Consider the following 19,276-nt stretch of genomic DNA (forward strand, 5'->3'; position numbering starts at 1 on the left):
CCCGTCAAAAATTCTTTGAATTTTCGCCACCCCTCCAACGGAGTGGAATATTGAGATATTAATTAAATATTTCATCAATTTTTAAGTCATTAAAATAAAAAAGCCTTTAAATATTGAATTTAAAGGCTATAGCTAAAAACCATTAATGAGATAAGATTCAGAATATACAAGGTAAAATCTAAGATTTTAAAACGAAACTATAAAAACAAAATCCTTTATTCCGAATGTCTTACCTCATCTTAATGGTTATATTTTTTGCTATTGAGTTGCTTTAATAATAGCTGCAGTAATCTGCTCTTCTTTCTTTTTTGAATAGGTAGAATCAAAAGGTTCCATTACATTAAATAAATACTGATAAAAAGGAGTGATTCTCTGAACATTTTCAGATTCTTTCATTGCTGTTTCTTTGTCCATCTGCTGGAGATTTTTCACAAATGCATTAAACTTCTTATCAATTGGTTCTACAGATTTCAACAGATAGCTCCGTGCTTTATCATTCTGACCTGTTTTTCTGTAAGCATCTGTTACCGCAGAAACCACAAGAGAATATTCCATAGGCTTAGATCTCATCTGTCTTCTGGCTGCTGCTCTGAATTTAGGAGAAAGACTCTGATAATAGTCATATTCATAAAAAATTTCTCTTTTAAGATTCTCAGCCAATTGAAGGCCTTTCTGTTCCTGGCCTGCAACAATATAAGCCGTAACAATTGAACTTAATGAACGGGGATCATTATATTTTTCGGCAGGGATTTCTCTTGAAACAAGATTTAGCAATTCTAAAGCTTTTGTTTTATCACCACTCGCCACCAATGCAGAAACCGCTCTGCTCACAGACATCCTGTAGTTCATAATATCAGATATACCAGTTTCATCGTAGTGATTACTAAGATCTTTAAAATTACCCCATTTGTAGTTTTTCACTACATTATAAAGTGAATGGGCATCTACTCTGCCCTTATCTCCATCCGGACTTTGAGTGGTACGGATAGGAACCAGTTTGTAGCTGAAACCGTCAAACTGAAGATAGTCATCAAGGTAAAAGATATTTTCACTGTCATACATTCCACCAGACGAGAAACTGATCGGACGTTTCCAGTCAAAATTGGCCAGTAAATCCAGCATGATGAGATGACTTTTATAAAGAGTATTGGCTTCATAATTAATCGCTATCTGATCTATAGTATTTGGAAGATCTGCCTGATTAATAATCCCCGATTTCACAGCATTTTCTTTATTGACCGGAAATACGAATTTATGCACCGGAATAATATTGTATTTCTCGTATTCTTTTTCTCCAAAATACATTTTCAGCAACTCATCTTTTGCCGGAGATTTATATTTCAGGAATTTCAAGGCCTCTTTTAACGTCATTGAATCCTGAGTCAGGTATTTTCTGAATTCCTGAAACTCTGTATCCGGAGCCCCCTGATCCTTTAACATTGCAAATAAGCCTTCCCAGTCTTCCTTTTTCATCAGGTACACCTGATCATTTACACCATCCCTGTAATCCTCATGAGTCAGCTCACCCGGAATTCCCATGGCATTATAAGTTCTTCTTTTTACCTGATCAATGTTCCACGGAGTTGCCAGCAGAGTAAAATTTACTGTTTTAACATCATCCCGGAACCTCTCTGTTTCCTGTAATCCCCAAACCGGATAAGTATCATTATCGGCATAAGTGAAAACTACACCTTTTTTAGGCAGAGATGCAAGGAAAGAATAAGCAGAATCATAGGCAGCAGATTTCCTGCTGCGGTCATGCGGAACATAATTCTGAAAACCCATCATAAAAGGAATTCCCAGCAAAACTATTCCCAATATAATAGGAGCAGCTTTAGATTTTACTTTAGATTGAAAAAACCATAAAATGGATCCTGCACCCAGTCCAATCCAAATAGCAAAAGAATAGAATGAACCTACCATTGCATAGTCTCTCTCTCTTACTTCAAAAGGTTTTACTCCTGTATAAAAAACAATTCCGATACTTGTTAGAACAAATAGGGAAAGAAGTGCATAAAATCGTCCAAAGTCTCTGTTTAGCTGAAAGAAGAAACCAATTAATCCCAATATTAGCGGTAGGAAAAAGAACTTCACCGTGCTTTCATTCTTAAACTTAGCAGGGATGTTGTCCTGATTTCCCCATAAAGCATTATCAATAAAGGAAAATCCGGAAATCCAGTTCCCATGGGTGTTTTCCAGATGGCCTTGAAGATCATTCTGCCTTCCTGCAAAGTTCCACATCAGATATCTTACAAAATAATAACCATTCTGAAAGGTAAAGAAATAGTCCATATTCTGGGCAAATGAAGGTCTTTGAACATTAATAAGATCATATGGTTTTACTTTCATATAATCTTCAACCGTGATGGAGTCATCTTCATATTTTGCTCTTAATTCATCAAAGATCTGCTTAGCCTGTGGGCTGTCTGCCACATCTTCGTTATCATAGTTGAATGTAAAGTCAGGAGCTCCGTACATCGAAATATAATTGGCCATCACCTCTTTATCTTCACTGAACATTCTGGGCATAAAGCTTATGTGAGATTTATTGTAGACATAATTAAATCTTTCTCCTGTTTTTCTGTAGGTCCTGGTCTTTTCATCCTTTTCATAATTATCCCCTGTAATTTCTCTTTTATAACTTCCATCCTCATTCTTTTCTATTCCTTTTTTATCTAGAGCTGCAGTATAGTTTTGTCCATAAGTAGTGGGCCAGTCTCCATATTGCACCCTATTGTAATAATCCTTCATTCCAATAGCTGTATCAGGATTATTAAGATTCATTGGAGGATTGGCATTCGCCCTAATCGGGATTACCAGCCAACACGAAAAGCCTATGATCATATACACAACAGATAAAACGGCAGTCTGATAAATATTCCTTTTGGCTTTCCTTGCATACTTAATCATGAAATAACAGACAGCAGCCATCAACACAAAAGCTACAATAGTTCCTGAATGGAAAGGAAGCCCTAAACCGTTGACAAAGAATATTTCCAACTGTCCAAACATCGTCATTATCAATGGAAAAATAATTTTAAATACCAATGCAAGAACGCCCAATGTGATAAGATTAGCGATGATAAAACTCTTCCATGTAAATGAATACTTTCTCGCATAATACACCAAACATATGGCCGGAATAGCCAGCATACACATCATGTGTATTCCCACTGAAAGTCCAAGAATAAAGAAAATAAGGATAATCCATCTTTCGTTATCTGCTGCTGTATCTTCGTTTTCCCATTTAGTAATAAGCCACACCAAAATTGCAATAAACAGTGAAGCCATCGAATACACCTCTCCTTCTACCGCTGAAAACCAAAATGTATCTGAAAATGTAAAGCATAAAGCTCCAATGGCACCTGCAAATAAAACTGAAATTCCCTGAAGTCCTGTAAGATCATCTAAGTTTTTATGTAAAAGCCTTCTTAAAAAGTGAGTAATGGTCCAGAACAGAAACAAAATAGTAAATGCACTGAAAAGTGCCGACATAGCATTAATCACTATAGAATAATTGCTACTGTTCCCAAAGGCAAATATACTGGCAACTGCCCCCACAATCTGAAATAATGCTGCTCCCGGAGCATGAGTTACTTCAAGCTTTGCCGCTGAAGAAATATACTCTCCACAATCCCAAAAACTAAGGAAATGCTCCATGGTGGAGAAATAGGTAATTAATGCAATAGAGAAAAGGAACCAACCCAATACGGTGTTCCACTTTTTAAAAGACCAGTGTTTCATATAATATTTTCCAATATTGATATGACAACTGATGTGGAGGGAATATTACATCAACCTGTGATTTTTTTAAATAAAATTATGGATGAGGCTGGAAGCTGGATGAGGAAGGTTGGAAGCTACAATTAGACTTAATACTAATGGAGGTTCTCTTTAGGAAATTACAATTTGTATTTCTTCCAGCCTGCCGCTTCATTTCCTGTAACTTAATACGTATTATTCAGCCCACCATCCAAAGGAATATTAGCCCCGGTAAGATAAGACGCATATTCTGAGGCCAGAAAAGCTACCAGATGCCCATATTCTTCAGGTTTTCCGAACCTTTTCATCGGGATTTTATTTTCTCTCATCTGTTTGATCTCTTCTTCAGATGTACCTGCTTTTTGAGCATCATGGCTGATCAGGCTCTGGATACGCGCTGTATCAAAATATCCTGTTAAAATATTATTCACAGTAATATTATGCTGAGCGACTTCATTGGATAATGTTTTTGCCCAAGCCATTACTGCAGAACGGATAGAATTGGAAAGGGCCAGACTACCGATAGGTTCTTTTACAGAGAGTGAAGAGACATTGATGATGCGCCCTTTTTTTTGTTCAATCATATGCGGTAAAGCCAATAAGGTTGTTTCACAGACTGTTTTAAAAAGAAGATCAAAAGCTTTCTGATAATCTGCTACATTTTTATCAACAGCAAGTCCCGGCTCAGGGCCATTGGTGTTATTCACTAAAATATCTACAGAATGAGTGTTAAAATACTCTGTAATGATCTTTTTATAGCTATCAAAATCAGAAAAATCAGCAACCAGATATTCATGTTTTTGATTCTGGTTCACGATTGGCAATACAGCTGTAAAATCCTTAAGTTTTGCCTCGTTACGGGCCATTACCGTAACATTGGCTCCACATTTTGCCAGTTCAATGGCAATTCCAGCTCCTATTCCCTGCGTAGCACCGCCTACTAATGTATTTTTTGAAAAAAGTTGAATATTCATACTCTCAATATAATTACAGATTAGTTTATATAAAGATAGTAAAAAAAGAAACTGTCATTTTAAGTAGAGATTTAAAATGACAGAGACCATGTTTATTATTATCTCGAAAATTGAGCTGATTAGACGGGTAATTGTGATTAAAAATCTGCGTAATCTGTGAGATCTGCGAGAGCCTTTTTTGTATTGAGATCCTTCATCTCGCAATGCTGCGTTCAGAATGACAGAGGGCTTTTGAGGCTTTTGAAACAACCTCTTAAGCTTTAAAGATTATTTAACTACTGTAGCTTCCAACTCTACTTTCAGTGTTTCAAATAAGCCATTCACCTCAAGCATCGTGACGGCCTGCTCAATATTGTGCAACGCAATCCATTCCTGAAGAATTGGAAAGTGAGGCCATAACTCTTGTGTTGAAGTGGTATAAATATTCAATCTTACAATTCCTTTACATTCATACCCTGCTGTTGTAATTAGTTCTTCAAGATTTGCAATTGCCTGTTCCAGCTGGCTTTTCATATCCTTATTGCTTGAAGTACCATCCGGATCAATTGCGGCCTGTCCTGAACAGTATAAAGTGGCTTGCACATTTCTTACCTCCACAGCCTGTGAGTAGCTGCGTTCTTCCTGCCATTTCCATGGGTTTACGGTTCTTTTTTCCATTGTACCTGTTGAATTTTGTTATGTATTACTTTGCAAAATTGCAGAATAGATACAGCAAAATTCTGTGATTCCCATCACGATTATGAAGTGACGGAAATCACAATTTATAATGGTAATCGGCTCAGGGTTTCCCTGGAAACTCCCAAGTAAGCAGCAAGTAATGATTTGGGAACCCGTTGTACCAAAGATGGATATTTTTCCAATAGCTGTTCATACCGTTCTTTTATTCCTGTTGTCATGGTAGAAATGATGCGTTGTTGCGCGGAAATAAAACCCATATAGGCTTTTTCCAAGAAGAAATGTTCCATTTTAGGATGAATACTGCAGATTTTTCTATAGTCTTCAAGTGTGAGACATAATACTTCTGTATCTTCCACACATTCCAATGACATGGTTGCTATTTGGTTTTGATAATAGGCAGAGAAATCAGTTTCCCACCAGTCTTCCATGGCAAAACCTACAATATGTTCTTTTCCGGCTTCGTCTGTATATACTAATTTCAGAAGTCCTTTCAACACAAAGTAATTATAGGGAACAGGTTCTCCTTCTTGGATTAAAAACTGATGTTTTTTATATTTTTTATAGGTAAAACAGGAAGATATATAGTCAAACTCTTCATCATTCAGAGGAAGTATTTTTTCGATATGAGCTCTTAACCGATCCGGCATATTTAGGTTCTTAAGGTATAAAAGTACTGTTTTTTCATGAAGAAAATCACAGACTATATTTGTATATTAGTGGTAAATACACAGGAATGGACACCCATCAATATTTTGACATACTGATTAACAAACTTCCTCCTATCAATGACGGGTCTATTTTACATACTTTGAAAAACCATTGTGAGGTTATCAATCTTGAAAAAGGAGAACCTCTGATCGCCTTTCAGTCTAACAACCGTAAGATATACTGTATCATACAGGGAAGCTTTATCCGGAATATCATTACTTCAAGAGGGGAAGAAAAAACCGTCATGTTCCATACTGAATCTTTTTGTGAGTTCTTTAAATCCTATGATTCGGTTTATTTTCATCAGAAAACCAATTATGAAATAAGAGCGAATGAAAAATCGGTAGTGATTGCCGCAGACTATGATTTCTTTTTTAATCTCATTCAAAACGATATAGAACTCCTCGGGTTTTACACTCACAAAACTGAAGAACTTTTTCTGGCTATTGATCTTTTCAGGAATTTCCAGCTGGGATTAACCAGTGAAGAGTATCTGAAATGGCTGTATGAGCATTACAATTTCCTGTTTCTTCGTTTTTCAGGGCAGAATATTGCCAGCTTTATGGGGATCACGAACGTTTGGCTCAGCAATCTTAAAGCAAAGATCACTTTTTAAATTACTTTAAACGAATTCATTTTACTGATCCTGAACTTTGTAGTGTTAATTTAAATCAGTAAAAAAATGAAAACGTATCAAAACAATAAAGCCTGGAAACAATTGAACGAATTGCTTCCTTTAGATTTTCAGATCACAGATAAGAATCTTCCCTTAGAAGAAGTTTGGCAATGGAAAGGAAATAATATCCACCTTGACCGCTACCCTAACCCCAATGCACAATACAGAATTTTTCTGCATCATGGTGTAGGAACCAATGGCCGCCAGATGAATATGATCTTTGGCCATAAAATGGCAGAACTTGGATATGAAGTGGTTGCGATAGATAATCTTGGTTATGGAATGACAGAGGTTAATCAAAAAGATATCACCTATGATGACTGGATACACTGTTTCGCTGATTTTGTAAACTCTGAAACGAAACGCGATTATAAAAAGCCTATTCTTTATGGTTTAAGTGCTGGTGGAATGGTCTGTTATAACGCTGCCTGTTTTATGGATGAAGTCCATGGAATTGTCGGAATGTGTTTCCTGAAAAATGATGATAAAACGGTTGGAAAAGAAACCGCAAAGTTTGGATGGTCTAACGGGTTTATGTTTCCTATGATGAATTTCCTGAATAAAATAGGTCTCAAAAGATTTCAGCTGCCTATGAAAGCTGTTTCCAAAATGAATTTTCTCACCAATAATGAAAAGGCTTTAAAAATATTCCTGAAGGATGATGTTTCTGCCGGTGCTAACGTTCAGCTGCAGTTTTTATATGAATACATGCATTATCACCTGCCTATTCCTGTAACACAATTCAACAAATGCCCTATTCTATTGACACAACCCGATAATGACCAATGGACACCTCTTCATTTGAGTGAACGTTCCATGAAAGGAATTAAAGCTCCTCTTACTGTAAAATTATTAAAAAATGGAGGTCATTATCCAATGGAAGAAACTGCTTTGGTGCAGCTGATTCAATATGCTGATGAATTTATTCAGTCCCTGAATTAATATGATAAAATCAATAAAAAAGCCTGCAGATCACAACTGCAGGCTTTTTAACAATTATCTAATAACGTACTTATGATTTCGGAGATTCTGTATAATTAAAGCTTCTGTTCAAATGTTCAGAAGCAATCTCTTTATTTAAAATTTCTTCTACCTCATCAAATGTTACCAGTCCTTCGGTTTCAAATGATCCGCCATTGGGAATTTTGTAAGTGTATTCAAAGATATCCCTTGTGTAAATGCTATTCAGGATTTCTACCTGCTTTGCCGTGAGATACGGCTCATGCGTTTTCAGCTGGTTAAAAAGGTTCTGTTTCAGATCTTCTTCTTCCTCTTCGTAGAACATAGAATCTTCATGTATCTCTGTTACTGATTCCAGGAGTTGACGGAAAATAAAATCCTGGAAATTTCCGGCCAATACCTCTGCTTCCTCATCATCATGGGGAATTAGCGTTACAGGTACAGTTCCGTCTTTTTGCAGATCAAACTGAAAGGCATACAGGTCTCCGGCTCCATTCTGTGCAAACGGAATAAATTGATAGTCCGGATGAATGTTTCTGTAATCTTCCTCATCAGACATTTCCTCAATAGCAGTTTCAACAAGCTCCTGGTCATTCCAGATTTCAATATCAAATCCAAATAAAAGTAAAGGTGGATTTGCTTTTAACTTCGGAAAAGTATCATAATACCAGTTTGATCCGGATACTCCCCAATCCAGCATATTATTTTCAGCTAACTGCTTGTAGATTTCAGGGTATTGAATGTTGTATTTCTGTTCTAATTCTGTTAAATTCATTGGTTTTTTAATAATTTGGTTTGATTTTTTTATAGTATCCCAGCATACGGTACATACAATTTTGTAATCGCAGTCCAGAGACCATTGATCCTGTTCTTCGTCTGTTCTTGTTTTGCTTAAGGCTTCTTCACATTCGTTACACCAGGCCATATCTTCCGGCTTACATTCGTAAAAACCTATCGGCTCATTACTGACGGCAAGAAGGTGGCTGCATAGTAACTTCAGGTCCTGTTGCCCATGCTTGTCGCAGTAAACATGTTGTACTTCTTCCACGTCTTTATGTATTACGTTCTATACAGATATAGGAAGCATTCTTTTTATCATAGAACACTTCTATAAAAGGCTCATTCTGTAACCCGACCTGAAAAAGAAACTCCAGGTCCTCATTCCATTGCATAGGAGCATCATCTTCCGGCCAGGTCATTGCCCAACCACCCTGGTAAGCAAAGATTCCTTCATATGAATAGATAGGATGAGAGTCCATCCAAATATCTGTATATTCATCTGAAGCAAAGGCAAACAGGCTGCACAAATCATCCTTATCCCCATCATTCTCAGTAATCCATTGCTGGATTTCTTCATCTCCGTAATGCATTAAGGTTTCAAACGGCGGATAAATCTCTATGGGCTTTCCGGCTAACGCTGTATATTTATTTAAATTAATAGATTTTATATCAATAGGTAAAAAGCTGAATTCATCCTGATCTTCGGTAAGAGCCATCCATTGATCTAAATGTTTCACCAGAAAACGAACAGATTCATCTTCATTGGCATAAGCTGTTTTTTCATCAGACTCACGGGCCAGAACAAATATCTGTGCTTTGCGAATCATAGGCTGCGCTTTCTCCTTCAGTTGGTCTACATTCATGGGAAATATAAAAATGATATTAGTGATAAATAATTTTATTCTGACTTCAAAAGTAGCTGATTCTATAAAGTTCTGCAATCATAAAGGTCATGTTTCAGCTAAAGTTAAACAGTAAAAGGATAAATTTCACTTAACCCGGGACGAATAAGATTCAGGGCTTCATAAAAACTTTTTCTGACAGGTTCTGAAACGTAATCGTACTCATCAAAATACAAATCCAGCTGCTGGATAATAAATGCCATTTGCAGCCATTGTTCAAAGCTGATATTCATTGGTTCTAATCTTTCGTCATAATCATGATCATAAAAGAAAACAACTCCGTTTTTATCCAGAAACCAACGGTCTCCCTGCCCGTTTCCCGCAAAACACCAATAATCTGACAATACAAATTCTTTATTTTCATTTACAGCTTCCACAGCATTAAATAGAATAGCTTCTGATGCTATCTCTGTTGTTTTTATTAAGGTAACCAGACTTTTATAATTTTCAGGAAATGGAAAATCAATAGTTTTGGGAAAATTTTGTCCATTTCCTTTTTCTTTGAGAATCTCAGCCTCTATTTCTTCTATGGAGAGTATTTTAAATGAAATCATTATTAAATGGTATCATGGGTTTGTAGTTTGCATTCAATTTTCAGATCATATTTTTTCACAAGCTCTACAAAAGCCTGAGTAACGAATTTAATTCCTTTGTTTTCATCCTGAACGGCATATTTCACCTCTGACAACGGAATATCTTCAAATGTAAATCCCATTCCTTCAAAGTCCTTTACAATAGGAGCCATTTTCAGGAATAATGCTGCATAAACAGGCACTTTCTGGCCTTTCAACATACACGGAATAAATTCAACTTCATCCTGAAGCTGTGTCTTTAAAGCTACAACTGCTTTCTCAGAAAACAAATCTCCTGTACCCCCTGTATAGCAGGTATAGATGTCGTAATCCTTTAAAAACTCATCAATATTCAGAGAATACTCTTCAGTAAATTCTTCTTTTATAGGAATGATATTATTTCTGATTGGAATTTCCCGGCATTCAGGAAGCTTGAATTTATCAAAAATAGTTCCCTGTTTATCTATCACGGAGAAATAATAATCCTCTTTCGGATGAAAGGAAAATAAGGTATACAAATTCATATTTTCGATTACTAAAAGTATTTATGTATGCTCTTTTTATTGCAGTAATGAATCAATTTGCCGGTAAAAAGAATCTTTACTGTAATCTGCCACTCCGGTATGATGAAGACGAATTTCTCCTTTTTTATCCAGTACAACGGTTGTTGGTAATGAGCCGTTATAAAGTTCTCCAGGAATATTCCCTGCCGGGGTTATAAAAGGAACTGTAAATCCTTTTTCTTTTAGATAGGTTTTTCCCAGGGAAGGATTATCATCAAGATTTACCGTAAGAAATACTATATCAGGGTTGGTTTTATATTTGTTGTACAACTTTTCAACTGATGGAAACTCAGCTCGGCATGGCGGGCACCATGATGCCCAGAAGTTAATGAAAACCACTTTATTTTTCAGATGAGAGGAATCTATAAGGGTTCCGTCTTCATTTTTCAGCATTAACCCGGTATAAGCTGCTTTAGCATTTGGTTTCTCCCCCGCTTCAGAAATACTGGAATTAAGAATTCCTGTAGAAGCAACCTGTCTCATCAGCCACGCTTTGGCATCCGGATTTACCAATATAATAATAAACAAAACCGTCAATAAGATCGTGGAAAGATTGCTCATCATCCACTTTTTAAAATTTCCCATACTCTTCTGATCATTCTTCACAGGCAAGATAAGTTTAAAATTTGGATTGAAGCACCCTAAAAAAGGAAAAATATTTTCACATGATTTATAATTTTAACCTATCAAGATCAAAATATTATATAAATTTTCCCGTTGTATGCTTAAAAAAATTAATATTAATAAATAAAAATAACCAATTCACACATTTGTGCTTTTTACCCCCATAATCTATTTTTGATTCACTAAAACCACAACAACTTTAAAATGAATACATTTTCCACAGTCTTTTTCCATAATCTTTCATATTAAAATTTCAGAAAACACTGATTAACAATAAGAAATATTTTATTTTTTTCATAATTCCGGGAATTTATATGTAACTAATTCCCCATTCATTCAACTAATCAACAGGAAACTATAAACTCCAGATACATATAGAAGAAGGTCTACTACTTTAAAAAAAACTAATGCAAACATCTTTTTTAAAAATTACCGCAGCCACTGCTGCGCTCTGTTTCAGCACTCTGATGATGGCCCAACAGCAATCCCGCTCCGTAAGCGGAACAGTAAAGGATAAAAAAAACGGCGAACTGCTGATAGGTGTAACGGTAAAAGTAAGCGATGATCCTTCGATTAACGTTGTAGCCAACGAATATGGATTTTACTCTCTATCACTGCCAGAAGGAAACCATACCATCGTTATTTCTTATCCTGGTTACAAAGATTTTGAGCAGCAAATTAATGTTGAACAGAATATGAAACTGGACCTTTTCCTTAACCAGGAGGAACAGAAGTCCAACACGATAGATGAAGTGGTTGTAACTGGAGTTAAAAAGGATAAGAACCTCACCAGCGCCCAGATGGGAACCGAAACATTAAGCATCAAAAATATTGAGAAGCTTCCGGTATTATTCGGAGAAAAGGATGTTATGAAAACCATACAGCTTTTACCCGGTATTAAAAGCAATGGTGAAGGAAGCAGCGGATTCAGTGTGAGAGGGGGTGCTACAGACCAAAACCTAATCTTACTGGATGAGGCTCCAGTTTATAATGCTTCGCATTTACTTGGTTTTTTCAGTACGTTTAACAGTGATGCCTTGAAGGATGCCAGCATCATCAAAGGAAATAGCCCGGCACAATATGGTGGACGTCTTTCTTCAGTAATGGATGTTAAAATGAAAGACGGAAATAACAAAAACTATAATGTTAACGGAGGAATTGGACTGATCAGCAGCAGACTGAGTGTAGAAGGCCCTCTTCAGAAAGAAAAATCCTCATTTATTGTATCGGGAAGAAGAACCTATGCAGATTTGTTTCTTAAGTCCTCTAAAGATTATAAAGACAACAAATTATATTTTATGATCTTAACCTGAAAGCTAATTATCAGATCAATGAAAATAACCGTATTTATATTTCGGGATATTTCGGAAGAGATGTATTAGGATTGGGAGATACATTCAATACAGATTGGGGAAATGCTACGGCTACATTACGCTGGAACAGTATTATCAACAGTAAATTATTTTCCAATACTTCCCTTATCTACAGCAATTATGATTACAAAATCAGCCTGAAAAATAATGACAGTGAGTTCAACTTAAATTCAAAGATACAGGACTGGAACCTTAAGCAGGATTTTACCTGGTTTGCAGGAAATAAGCATTCTGTACGTTTTGGTCTGCAGTCTATTTATCATACTCTTACGCCAAGCAGTGCCTCCGGAACCATTGTTAATTCTTTTCCAAGAAATTCAAGATATTCATGGGAAAATGCATTGTATATCAATGATGATTTCAAAGCAACAGAAAAGCTGACTATTAATTACGGAGCAAGACTTTCCCTGTTCAGTGTTTTGGGTGGAGATACTTTCAATACCTATGAAAATGGGGTACTCACAGGAAGTCAGTACTTAGAAAAAGGAAAATTCGGGAAAACATATACCAACATTGAGCCTCGTATTACGGCAAACTACCGTATCAATGAAGTGAGCAGTGTAAAAGGGGGATATTCAAGAAATACCCAGAACCTTCACCTTTTAAGTAACAGCAGCAGTGGAAACCCTACAGACCAATGGATTGGAAGCAGCTATTCTGTAAAACCTGAAATAGCAGATCAGATCAGTGTAGGATACAGCAGAAATTTCAATAACAATAATTATGAACTGAATGCTGAAATCTATTACAAATCTATGCAGAATCAGATTGATTTCAAAAATGGAGCGCAGATTGGTTTCAGTACTGCAGCAGATGTAGAAAGTGAATTACTGTTTGGAAAAGGAAGGGCTTACGGACTGGAACTTATCGCCAAAAAGAAAAGCGGAAAGCTTACAGGCTGGATTTCCTATACACTATCCAAAACAGAAAGAAAAATTGACGGAATTAATGATAACCAATGGTACAATGCAAGAATGGACAAAACCCATGACCTTTCTGTGGTAGCCACTTATCAGCTTAATTCAAAATGGACTCTTTCAGGACTGTTCCTTTACAGCACAGGAAATGCAGTTACCTTCCCTGTTGGAAAATATGAACTGAACGGACAGACCATATTCCAATACAACAGCAGAAATGCAGACAGAATGCCTGCTTATCACAGAATGGATCTTAGTGCCACTTATGAACCGGAATCTAATAAACGTTTCCGAGGATCATGGACTTTTGGAATCTATAATCTGTACGGCCGTGAAAATGCCTACACCATTAATTTTGAAGACAACCCAAACAATCCGGGAACTACCCGTGCTATGCAGACTTCCCTATTCCGATGGGTACCTAACATCACTTACAATTTCAAATTTTAAATCATGAAAAAAACATTCTTTATCATATTATCTGCATTTGTATTAACATCCTGTGAAAAAGAGATCGACTTAGATTTGACTGATCAAAGCGGAAACATTGTCATTGAAGGAAATGTTACTGATACTGAGGGATCATACACTGTAAAAATTACCAAATCTGTTGGCTTTTCCCAACCTAACCAATACCCTGCTGTTACAGGTGCCCAGGTTATTTTAAGCGACAACACTGGACAAACAGAAACTCTAACGTATACAGGAAGTGGGGAATACAAAACAAGTTCCTTCCAAGGGGTAGCAGGAAGAACTTACACTCTTAAGGTTTTGGCAGATGGAAAACAATATACTGCCCAAAGTACTATGCCTCAAGCGGTGGAACTGGAAGGCCTTGTACAGGATTCTTTTAAAATGGGAGATAAAACAACCTATACTCTTCTTCCGGTCTTTACCGACCCGGCAGAACTGGGTAATCGTTATCTGTTTAGTGTTACCATCAATAATTTATCAAAAAAATACATTAGTGTACTTTCTGATAATCTAAATAATGGCTTACCCAATCAGTGGAGCTTAGGTCTTCCTAATGATGATAATAAAGGGAGAGACCATGAAGTTGTACCCGGAGATGAAATCCGCGTTGAGATGCAATCTATTGACACCAATATTTTCACTTATTACAGTGCGCTTCTTCAGATTTCTGACGGTTACGGTACCGTTACTCCTGCTAACCCGCCCAGCAATATCAGCAATGGAGCGTTGGGATATTTCTCTGCACATACTGTAAGATCGCTTGTTTTTCAAATTCAATAGGCTTTCTTCTATTAGCATAAAACGGTTATTCCAATTTTGGGATAACCGTTTATTTTTTGATTCTAAAACCTAAAAAATATTCCTTAAAAACAACTGGATAAAATAAATAAGTAAAAAAAATAATTTAAAATGTCAGCAACCGCTGTGAAAAACATGTCAACTTAAATTCTTATCCAGTGCTCTTTTATATTTTTATGATGGTTAAAATTTCATCTTCTTATCCTACTATGATTTTTAAAAAAAATCTGTGGATTTCAGATTTATTATTCTTTATTTCTTGGAGCTGATGATGGTTCTATAATGATCAGAATTATTATAAATCCTAATTCAAAATCTATTTTATTACTTTTGTAAAATTAATTCGTTCAGGCAGAAAATCTGGTGATTTATATCGGTTTAAAATGTGATTTAAGTTACAAACTGAATGTATATTCAATAGCTTCTTTAGAAAAATTATGATCTCAAAATTTATTTTCAATAATCAATATCTTTTTGATGAACTTCCTGAATATGATAAGGATTTGCTTCTAAAAGCCATGAAAACTAAAAACTACCGAAAAAATGAGGCTATATTCACTGACGGCACAAAGCCTAATGGCATTTATTACCTTAATGAGGGGAAAATAAAAAAATATAAAGTGGATAATGATGGCCGGGAGCAGATCATCTATATTTACAGTACCGGAGAGTTTTTCGGATATTCAGCTATTTTGAGCCAGGAATCTTATGGAGACACCACTTCTACTCTTGAAAATTCTGTTATCTCTTTTATTTCAAAAGACAACTTTCTGGAAATCCTTAACCAGTCTTCTGTTTTTTCCGGACTTTTGTTGAAATCTCTGAGCCATGAATTCAGTGTAATGGCCAATCTTATTGCTGTTCTATCACACCGTACTGTAAGAGAACGGGCTGCACTTAGTTTATTGATCCTTCATGACAAATATAAATCTAATGATACTCCTGAAGCGGAAGTATTAATTTCTCTATCCCGCGTAGATCTTGCCAATATGGTAGGAACAGCCCGAGAAACACTGGCCCGTATCCTCAATGATTTTAAGCAGGAAAAATTAATTAAATCTGAGGGACGGAAAATACGAATCCTTGATTTTAAACAACTTATTCATATTGCTAACTTCTACTAAATAAGACGCAGTATAAAAAATACGAATCAGCTTTCAAAGCCTCCAATTTTATTATTCAAAAACATCTGTGTTAACCTTTGTATTCTATGGGAAAATAAAAATTACCTCACTTCAAAATCCTACTGACAGCCTATTGTCATAGTCTGCTCTTAATTTTGTATCAAATTATTTAAATACAGGATTATATGAAATTAGCATCATTAAGAATCATTACAAAAGACATCAGACAGTCTGTTCAGTTTTACGAAAAAGTAATGGAATCCACAGCTCAATGGTTCACGGAAGATTTTGCAGAACTAAGAACGAACTCTATCACCATAGCTATAGGAAGTACACGTACTATGAAAATGTTCGGAGGTGAGCATCTTACAGAATCTAAAAATCAAGGCAATATCATCATAGAATTTCTAGTTACTGATGTAGATGATGAATATGAAAGGATTAAAAACCTGACAGATCATATTGTGCAGGAACCTACAACAATGCCCTGGGGAAATCGTTCTCTTCTGTTCTGTGATCCGGATGGAAACCTGATTAACTTCTTCACACCCGTAAGTTTTGAAGCTATTCAAAAATTTTAATAAAGGTAATAATGTATAGTTTTAGTGCTACATACAATTGTCAATAAAAAAAGGAGGCTTTTATTGCCTCCCTTTTCTTTTGTACTCATAACCAGACCTTGAATCTCTTTATATTAATTTGTGTTTTTTTCTTATCATTTGGTTTTTTCAAGAAATCCACGTTTAAGGTCATTCATACACATTTGTATTAATCTCATCACTTGTTAATCAATCTTCATCACTTGTGTTTTATGTAACTATAACTTGTTATTTTATAGTTATTTCAATTTACTTGTTCAAATGAAGTGAAATAACTAAAAAAGCATTAGCAATTCATTTGGTAAATTTTATACTACAAAGTAACGACATTGCAGGATAATATCATCTACAAACCTCATCGATACATATCAGATAAGGCATAGATATTTATCTATAAAACAACTGAAATAATAACAAAGTGTGGAATAGACCTTAGGAAACCTATATTTTATGATGTGTTTTGATAAGATCAATCAACTCTACAAGGTTTTCAATTTTAAGCTTTTCAAAGATATTTTTTTTGATTGTACTCACTGTATTTTGCTTTACATTTAAATTATTCGCAATTTCCAGATTTCCATATCCCTCTGCATACAGCTCTGCAATCTGCAGTTCTCTTTTGGTTAAACTGCTCAGTGGGCTTATCACATTTGGATTATAAATAAACTGTACCAATAAATTTCTTGTGAGATCAGAAAAGTATTCTCCTTTTTCAATAAACTGTAAAATGGCTTCTCTTACCTCTTCTTCTTCACTCAGTTTACTCAGATATCCGTTAGCTCCAGCCTTTATAAATTTCAGTGCATACAGATCTTCTTCAAGTCCTGTAAAAACAAGGATCTTGAGATCGGGATTTGCACTTTTCATCTGTGGTAAAATATGTAGGCTGTTTCCTTCAGGGAAATGAGCATCAATAATAGCCATTTCAATACCTTTTGTCTCTACCAGCTCTACAGCCTGCTGTAAAGATGAAGTATGATACACTGTAGCCTTGGGAACAATATCACTAATAACAATTTCCATTCCCTGTCTTACAATACTGTGGTCATCTGCTAAGAGGAATATAATTTCCCTGTTTTCAATTGGCATTTCCATTATTTATTATTGATATTTAAATTGATCCTGAATGTTACCTGTGTTCCTTTGTGCAATTTACTGGAAACCGAAATTTCCCCGTCAAACAATTCTACAATTTCCTTTACAAGGTTAAGCCCCAATCCTACTCCAAGATTATCTACCTCATCTGAAACAGTTCCCTGGTAATAAGGGTCAAAAATCTTTTTCAAATCAGATTCCGAAATTCCGACTCCGGTATCTCCAACTGTTGTAATCAGGGTAATTTTATCATTCCCCAACGGCTCTGTTGTCATCACAAGATCAATCTTTCCGTTTTCTGTGTATTTGTTGGCATTCCCCAGAATATTCATGAAGATCTGATTTATCCTGATATTATCTGAAAAAACTTCAACTCCTTCCGGAATCCTGTCTGTTACAGCAAATTTATTGTTTCGGGTCTCCAAATAAGGGGAAATTACTTTTACAATAGAACCAATCTCTTCTTTAAGATTAAAAACAGATTTTATCAGTTTCTTCTCTGCATCCTGATTTTTTGTATACTCCAAAATTTGGTTAGACTGCAGAAGCAATGTACTGTTGGTAAACTTAATAGATTTCAGATAATCTTTAATTGTTTCATCACCAGTTGATCTGTAAATCTTATCAATGAAGATATTAATAATCTTCAGGGGAGATCTTAAATCATGGCTCAGCATCCCCAGGATTCTGTTTTTGAAATTCAGGTTGTTCTTAATCTCTTTATTGGCAGCATCAAGTTTTCTTTCGTAGATGAAAGCCACTCTCGTAAAATACATAATCAGGATAGATACGATGAACATTAAGACCATCAGCCCCAATACCAGATATCTTCTGATTTTATTATTATCTGAGCTTTGCTTGGTATATTCTTTTTCAAGCTCAGTCTTAAAATCCTTGATTGCATTTTCATAGACATCAATCAGCCCGTTACTGTACACCAACAGTTTACTGAAGTTGCTGTAAAACTGCATATTCTCACGCTGATTTTTGATTGCATACTGCTGTGCTTTTTTTACTTCAGCAGCATAATGCTTATCCATCGACTTTAAAGCCTTATCCATCTCAGTTTTTACATTAGAAATGTCTATGGTTTTATTATTCGTTAAAGTAATTACAGTATTTTCTTTCTGAACATTTACCTTACCGGTGATGGCATCTTTTAAACGCCCCATGAAGCCTTTCTTCTTGATTGTATCAGAATAGGTACGGGTCTGTATATTGAAGTTCTCAAAGTCATTCTTATATTTTTCCGGCTCGTACTGCTTATCTTCAATCTTTACAGGCGGCTTCAAAGAAGTCTCGTATACAGAATCTATAAGTGTTTTCAGCTTAGTTACCTTAAGAGTATCTATTTTATGCTGTGCAAGGCTATTTTTAAGCCCGGGGCTTGTATTTTCATATTCACCAATCTTATCAAAATTCTTTTTAAGCTTTCTTAATGATTCAAAATAAAGCTGCAGGTCTTTATTATCCTGGCTCACCATATACCTTTGAAGATGCTCCTGCGCATCAATGAAATCTTTTTTTGAGTTGTCTGTAAGCCCACCCAGAGCTCTACTCTCCTCCAGCTGCGTTTTAATAAACTGCAGCTTTTTTTCATTCACAAACTCATTGTAAAAAAATACACCTATAATTACCTGTATCAACAAGATACATATAATCAATGAGTAATGAACAACCTTCCTCAATTTAAAATT

General features: G+C 35.6%; 18 protein-coding genes. 7 read left to right on the forward strand and 11 right to left on the reverse strand.

Translation table 11 applies throughout. The features are described 5' to 3' along the window. Window positions 1-258: 258 nt before the first annotated feature. From BOQ64_RS02655 to BOQ64_RS02670, 4 genes are all read right to left on the reverse strand, one after another. Entirely contained in the window at window positions 259-3,744 is a 3,486-nt protein-coding gene (locus BOQ64_RS02655) for a DUF2723 domain-containing protein (RefSeq protein ID WP_129056262.1), read from the reverse strand. 203 nt (window positions 3,745-3,947) lie between these two features. Beyond that, a complete protein-coding gene (locus BOQ64_RS02660) occupies window positions 3,948-4,736 on the reverse strand; it encodes an SDR family oxidoreductase (RefSeq protein WP_129056260.1) in 789 nt (262 codons plus the stop codon). Between the two features lie 267 nt (window positions 4,737-5,003). Continuing rightward, window positions 5,004-5,393, reverse strand: a complete 390-nt coding sequence (locus BOQ64_RS02665) for a RidA family protein (RefSeq protein WP_129056258.1) — start codon at window positions 5,391-5,393, stop codon at window positions 5,004-5,006. A 104-nt stretch (window positions 5,394-5,497) separates the two neighbouring features. Beyond that, a complete protein-coding gene (locus BOQ64_RS02670; RefSeq protein WP_129056257.1) occupies window positions 5,498-6,061 on the reverse strand; it encodes a Crp/Fnr family transcriptional regulator in 564 nt (187 codons plus the stop codon). A gap of 86 nt (window positions 6,062-6,147) precedes the next feature. On the opposite strand from BOQ64_RS02670, the gene BOQ64_RS02675 reads away from it, so the two are divergent. Both BOQ64_RS02675 and BOQ64_RS02680 read left to right on the forward strand, forming a co-directional pair. Beyond that, window positions 6,148-6,738 (forward strand): Crp/Fnr family transcriptional regulator, encoded by a 591-nt coding sequence (locus BOQ64_RS02675; protein WP_129056256.1) that lies wholly within the window; start codon window positions 6,148-6,150, stop codon window positions 6,736-6,738. 66 nt (window positions 6,739-6,804) lie between these two features. After that, window positions 6,805-7,740: an alpha/beta hydrolase gene (locus BOQ64_RS02680; RefSeq protein WP_129056255.1), complete on the forward strand. Its 936-nt coding sequence runs from the start codon at window positions 6,805-6,807 to the stop codon at window positions 7,738-7,740. A gap of 70 nt (window positions 7,741-7,810) precedes the next feature. On the opposite strand, the gene BOQ64_RS02685 is transcribed toward BOQ64_RS02680, so the two are convergent. The 5 genes from BOQ64_RS02685 to BOQ64_RS02710 all read right to left on the reverse strand — a co-directional run bounded on the left by BOQ64_RS02685 (window position 7,811) and on the right by BOQ64_RS02710 (window position 11,181). Continuing rightward, window positions 7,811-8,806, reverse strand: coding sequence for an SMI1/KNR4 family protein (locus tag BOQ64_RS02685; RefSeq protein WP_228448100.1), 996 nt, complete (start codon window positions 8,804-8,806; stop codon window positions 7,811-7,813). Window positions 8,807-8,810: 4 nt separating this feature from the next. After that, window positions 8,811-9,401 (reverse strand): hypothetical protein, encoded by a 591-nt coding sequence (locus BOQ64_RS02695; RefSeq protein WP_129056254.1) that lies wholly within the window; start codon window positions 9,399-9,401, stop codon window positions 8,811-8,813. A 104-nt stretch (window positions 9,402-9,505) separates the two neighbouring features. After that, window positions 9,506-9,994: an SMI1/KNR4 family protein gene (locus tag BOQ64_RS02700; protein WP_129056252.1), complete on the reverse strand. Its 489-nt coding sequence runs from the start codon at window positions 9,992-9,994 to the stop codon at window positions 9,506-9,508. 2 nt (window positions 9,995-9,996) lie between these two features. Continuing rightward, window positions 9,997-10,536 (reverse strand): hypothetical protein, encoded by a 540-nt coding sequence (locus BOQ64_RS02705; RefSeq protein ID WP_129056251.1) that lies wholly within the window; start codon window positions 10,534-10,536, stop codon window positions 9,997-9,999. A 36-nt stretch (window positions 10,537-10,572) separates the two neighbouring features. Next, window positions 10,573-11,181: a TlpA family protein disulfide reductase gene (locus tag BOQ64_RS02710; protein ID WP_228448102.1), complete on the reverse strand. Its 609-nt coding sequence runs from the start codon at window positions 11,179-11,181 to the stop codon at window positions 10,573-10,575. Window positions 11,182-11,606: 425 nt separating this feature from the next. On the opposite strand from BOQ64_RS02710, the gene BOQ64_RS23605 reads away from it, so the two are divergent. The 5 genes from BOQ64_RS23605 (at window position 11,607) to BOQ64_RS02730 (ending at window position 16,466) form a co-directional block, all read left to right on the forward strand. Beyond that, a complete protein-coding gene (locus tag BOQ64_RS23605) occupies window positions 11,607-12,512 on the forward strand; it encodes a TonB-dependent receptor (RefSeq protein ID WP_228448104.1) in 906 nt (301 codons plus the stop codon). Between the two features lie 71 nt (window positions 12,513-12,583). Next, window positions 12,584-13,939, forward strand: coding sequence for a TonB-dependent receptor plug domain-containing protein (locus BOQ64_RS23610; RefSeq protein WP_262708723.1), 1,356 nt, complete (start codon window positions 12,584-12,586; stop codon window positions 13,937-13,939). A 3-nt stretch (window positions 13,940-13,942) separates the two neighbouring features. Further along, on the forward strand, window positions 13,943-14,743 hold the full coding sequence (locus tag BOQ64_RS02720; protein WP_129059626.1) for a DUF4249 domain-containing protein: 801 nt from the start codon (window positions 13,943-13,945) through the stop codon (window positions 14,741-14,743). Window positions 14,744-15,198: 455 nt separating this feature from the next. After that, window positions 15,199-15,885: a Crp/Fnr family transcriptional regulator gene (locus BOQ64_RS02725; RefSeq protein ID WP_129056248.1), complete on the forward strand. Its 687-nt coding sequence runs from the start codon at window positions 15,199-15,201 to the stop codon at window positions 15,883-15,885. 185 nt (window positions 15,886-16,070) lie between these two features. Next, complete coding sequence (locus BOQ64_RS02730) at window positions 16,071-16,466, forward strand: VOC family protein (RefSeq protein WP_129056246.1); 396 nt, start codon at window positions 16,071-16,073, stop codon at window positions 16,464-16,466. 459 nt (window positions 16,467-16,925) lie between these two features. Here the strand turns inward: BOQ64_RS02730 and BOQ64_RS02735 are convergent, their stop codons facing one another. Both BOQ64_RS02735 and BOQ64_RS02740 read right to left on the reverse strand, forming a co-directional pair. Beyond that, complete coding sequence (locus BOQ64_RS02735; RefSeq protein ID WP_164975733.1) at window positions 16,926-17,579, reverse strand: response regulator transcription factor; 654 nt, start codon at window positions 17,577-17,579, stop codon at window positions 16,926-16,928. Then, window positions 17,579-19,183 (reverse strand): sensor histidine kinase, encoded by a 1,605-nt coding sequence (locus BOQ64_RS02740; RefSeq protein WP_228448106.1) that lies wholly within the window; start codon window positions 19,181-19,183, stop codon window positions 17,579-17,581. Before BOQ64_RS02740 ends, BOQ64_RS02735 begins: the two co-directional genes overlap by 1 nt. Window positions 19,184-19,276 lie beyond the last annotated feature (93 nt).

It is taken from the genome of Chryseobacterium sp. CH25 (genome assembly GCF_004119455.1).
In the GTDB taxonomy this organism is placed as follows: domain Bacteria; phylum Bacteroidota; class Bacteroidia; order Flavobacteriales; family Weeksellaceae; genus Chryseobacterium.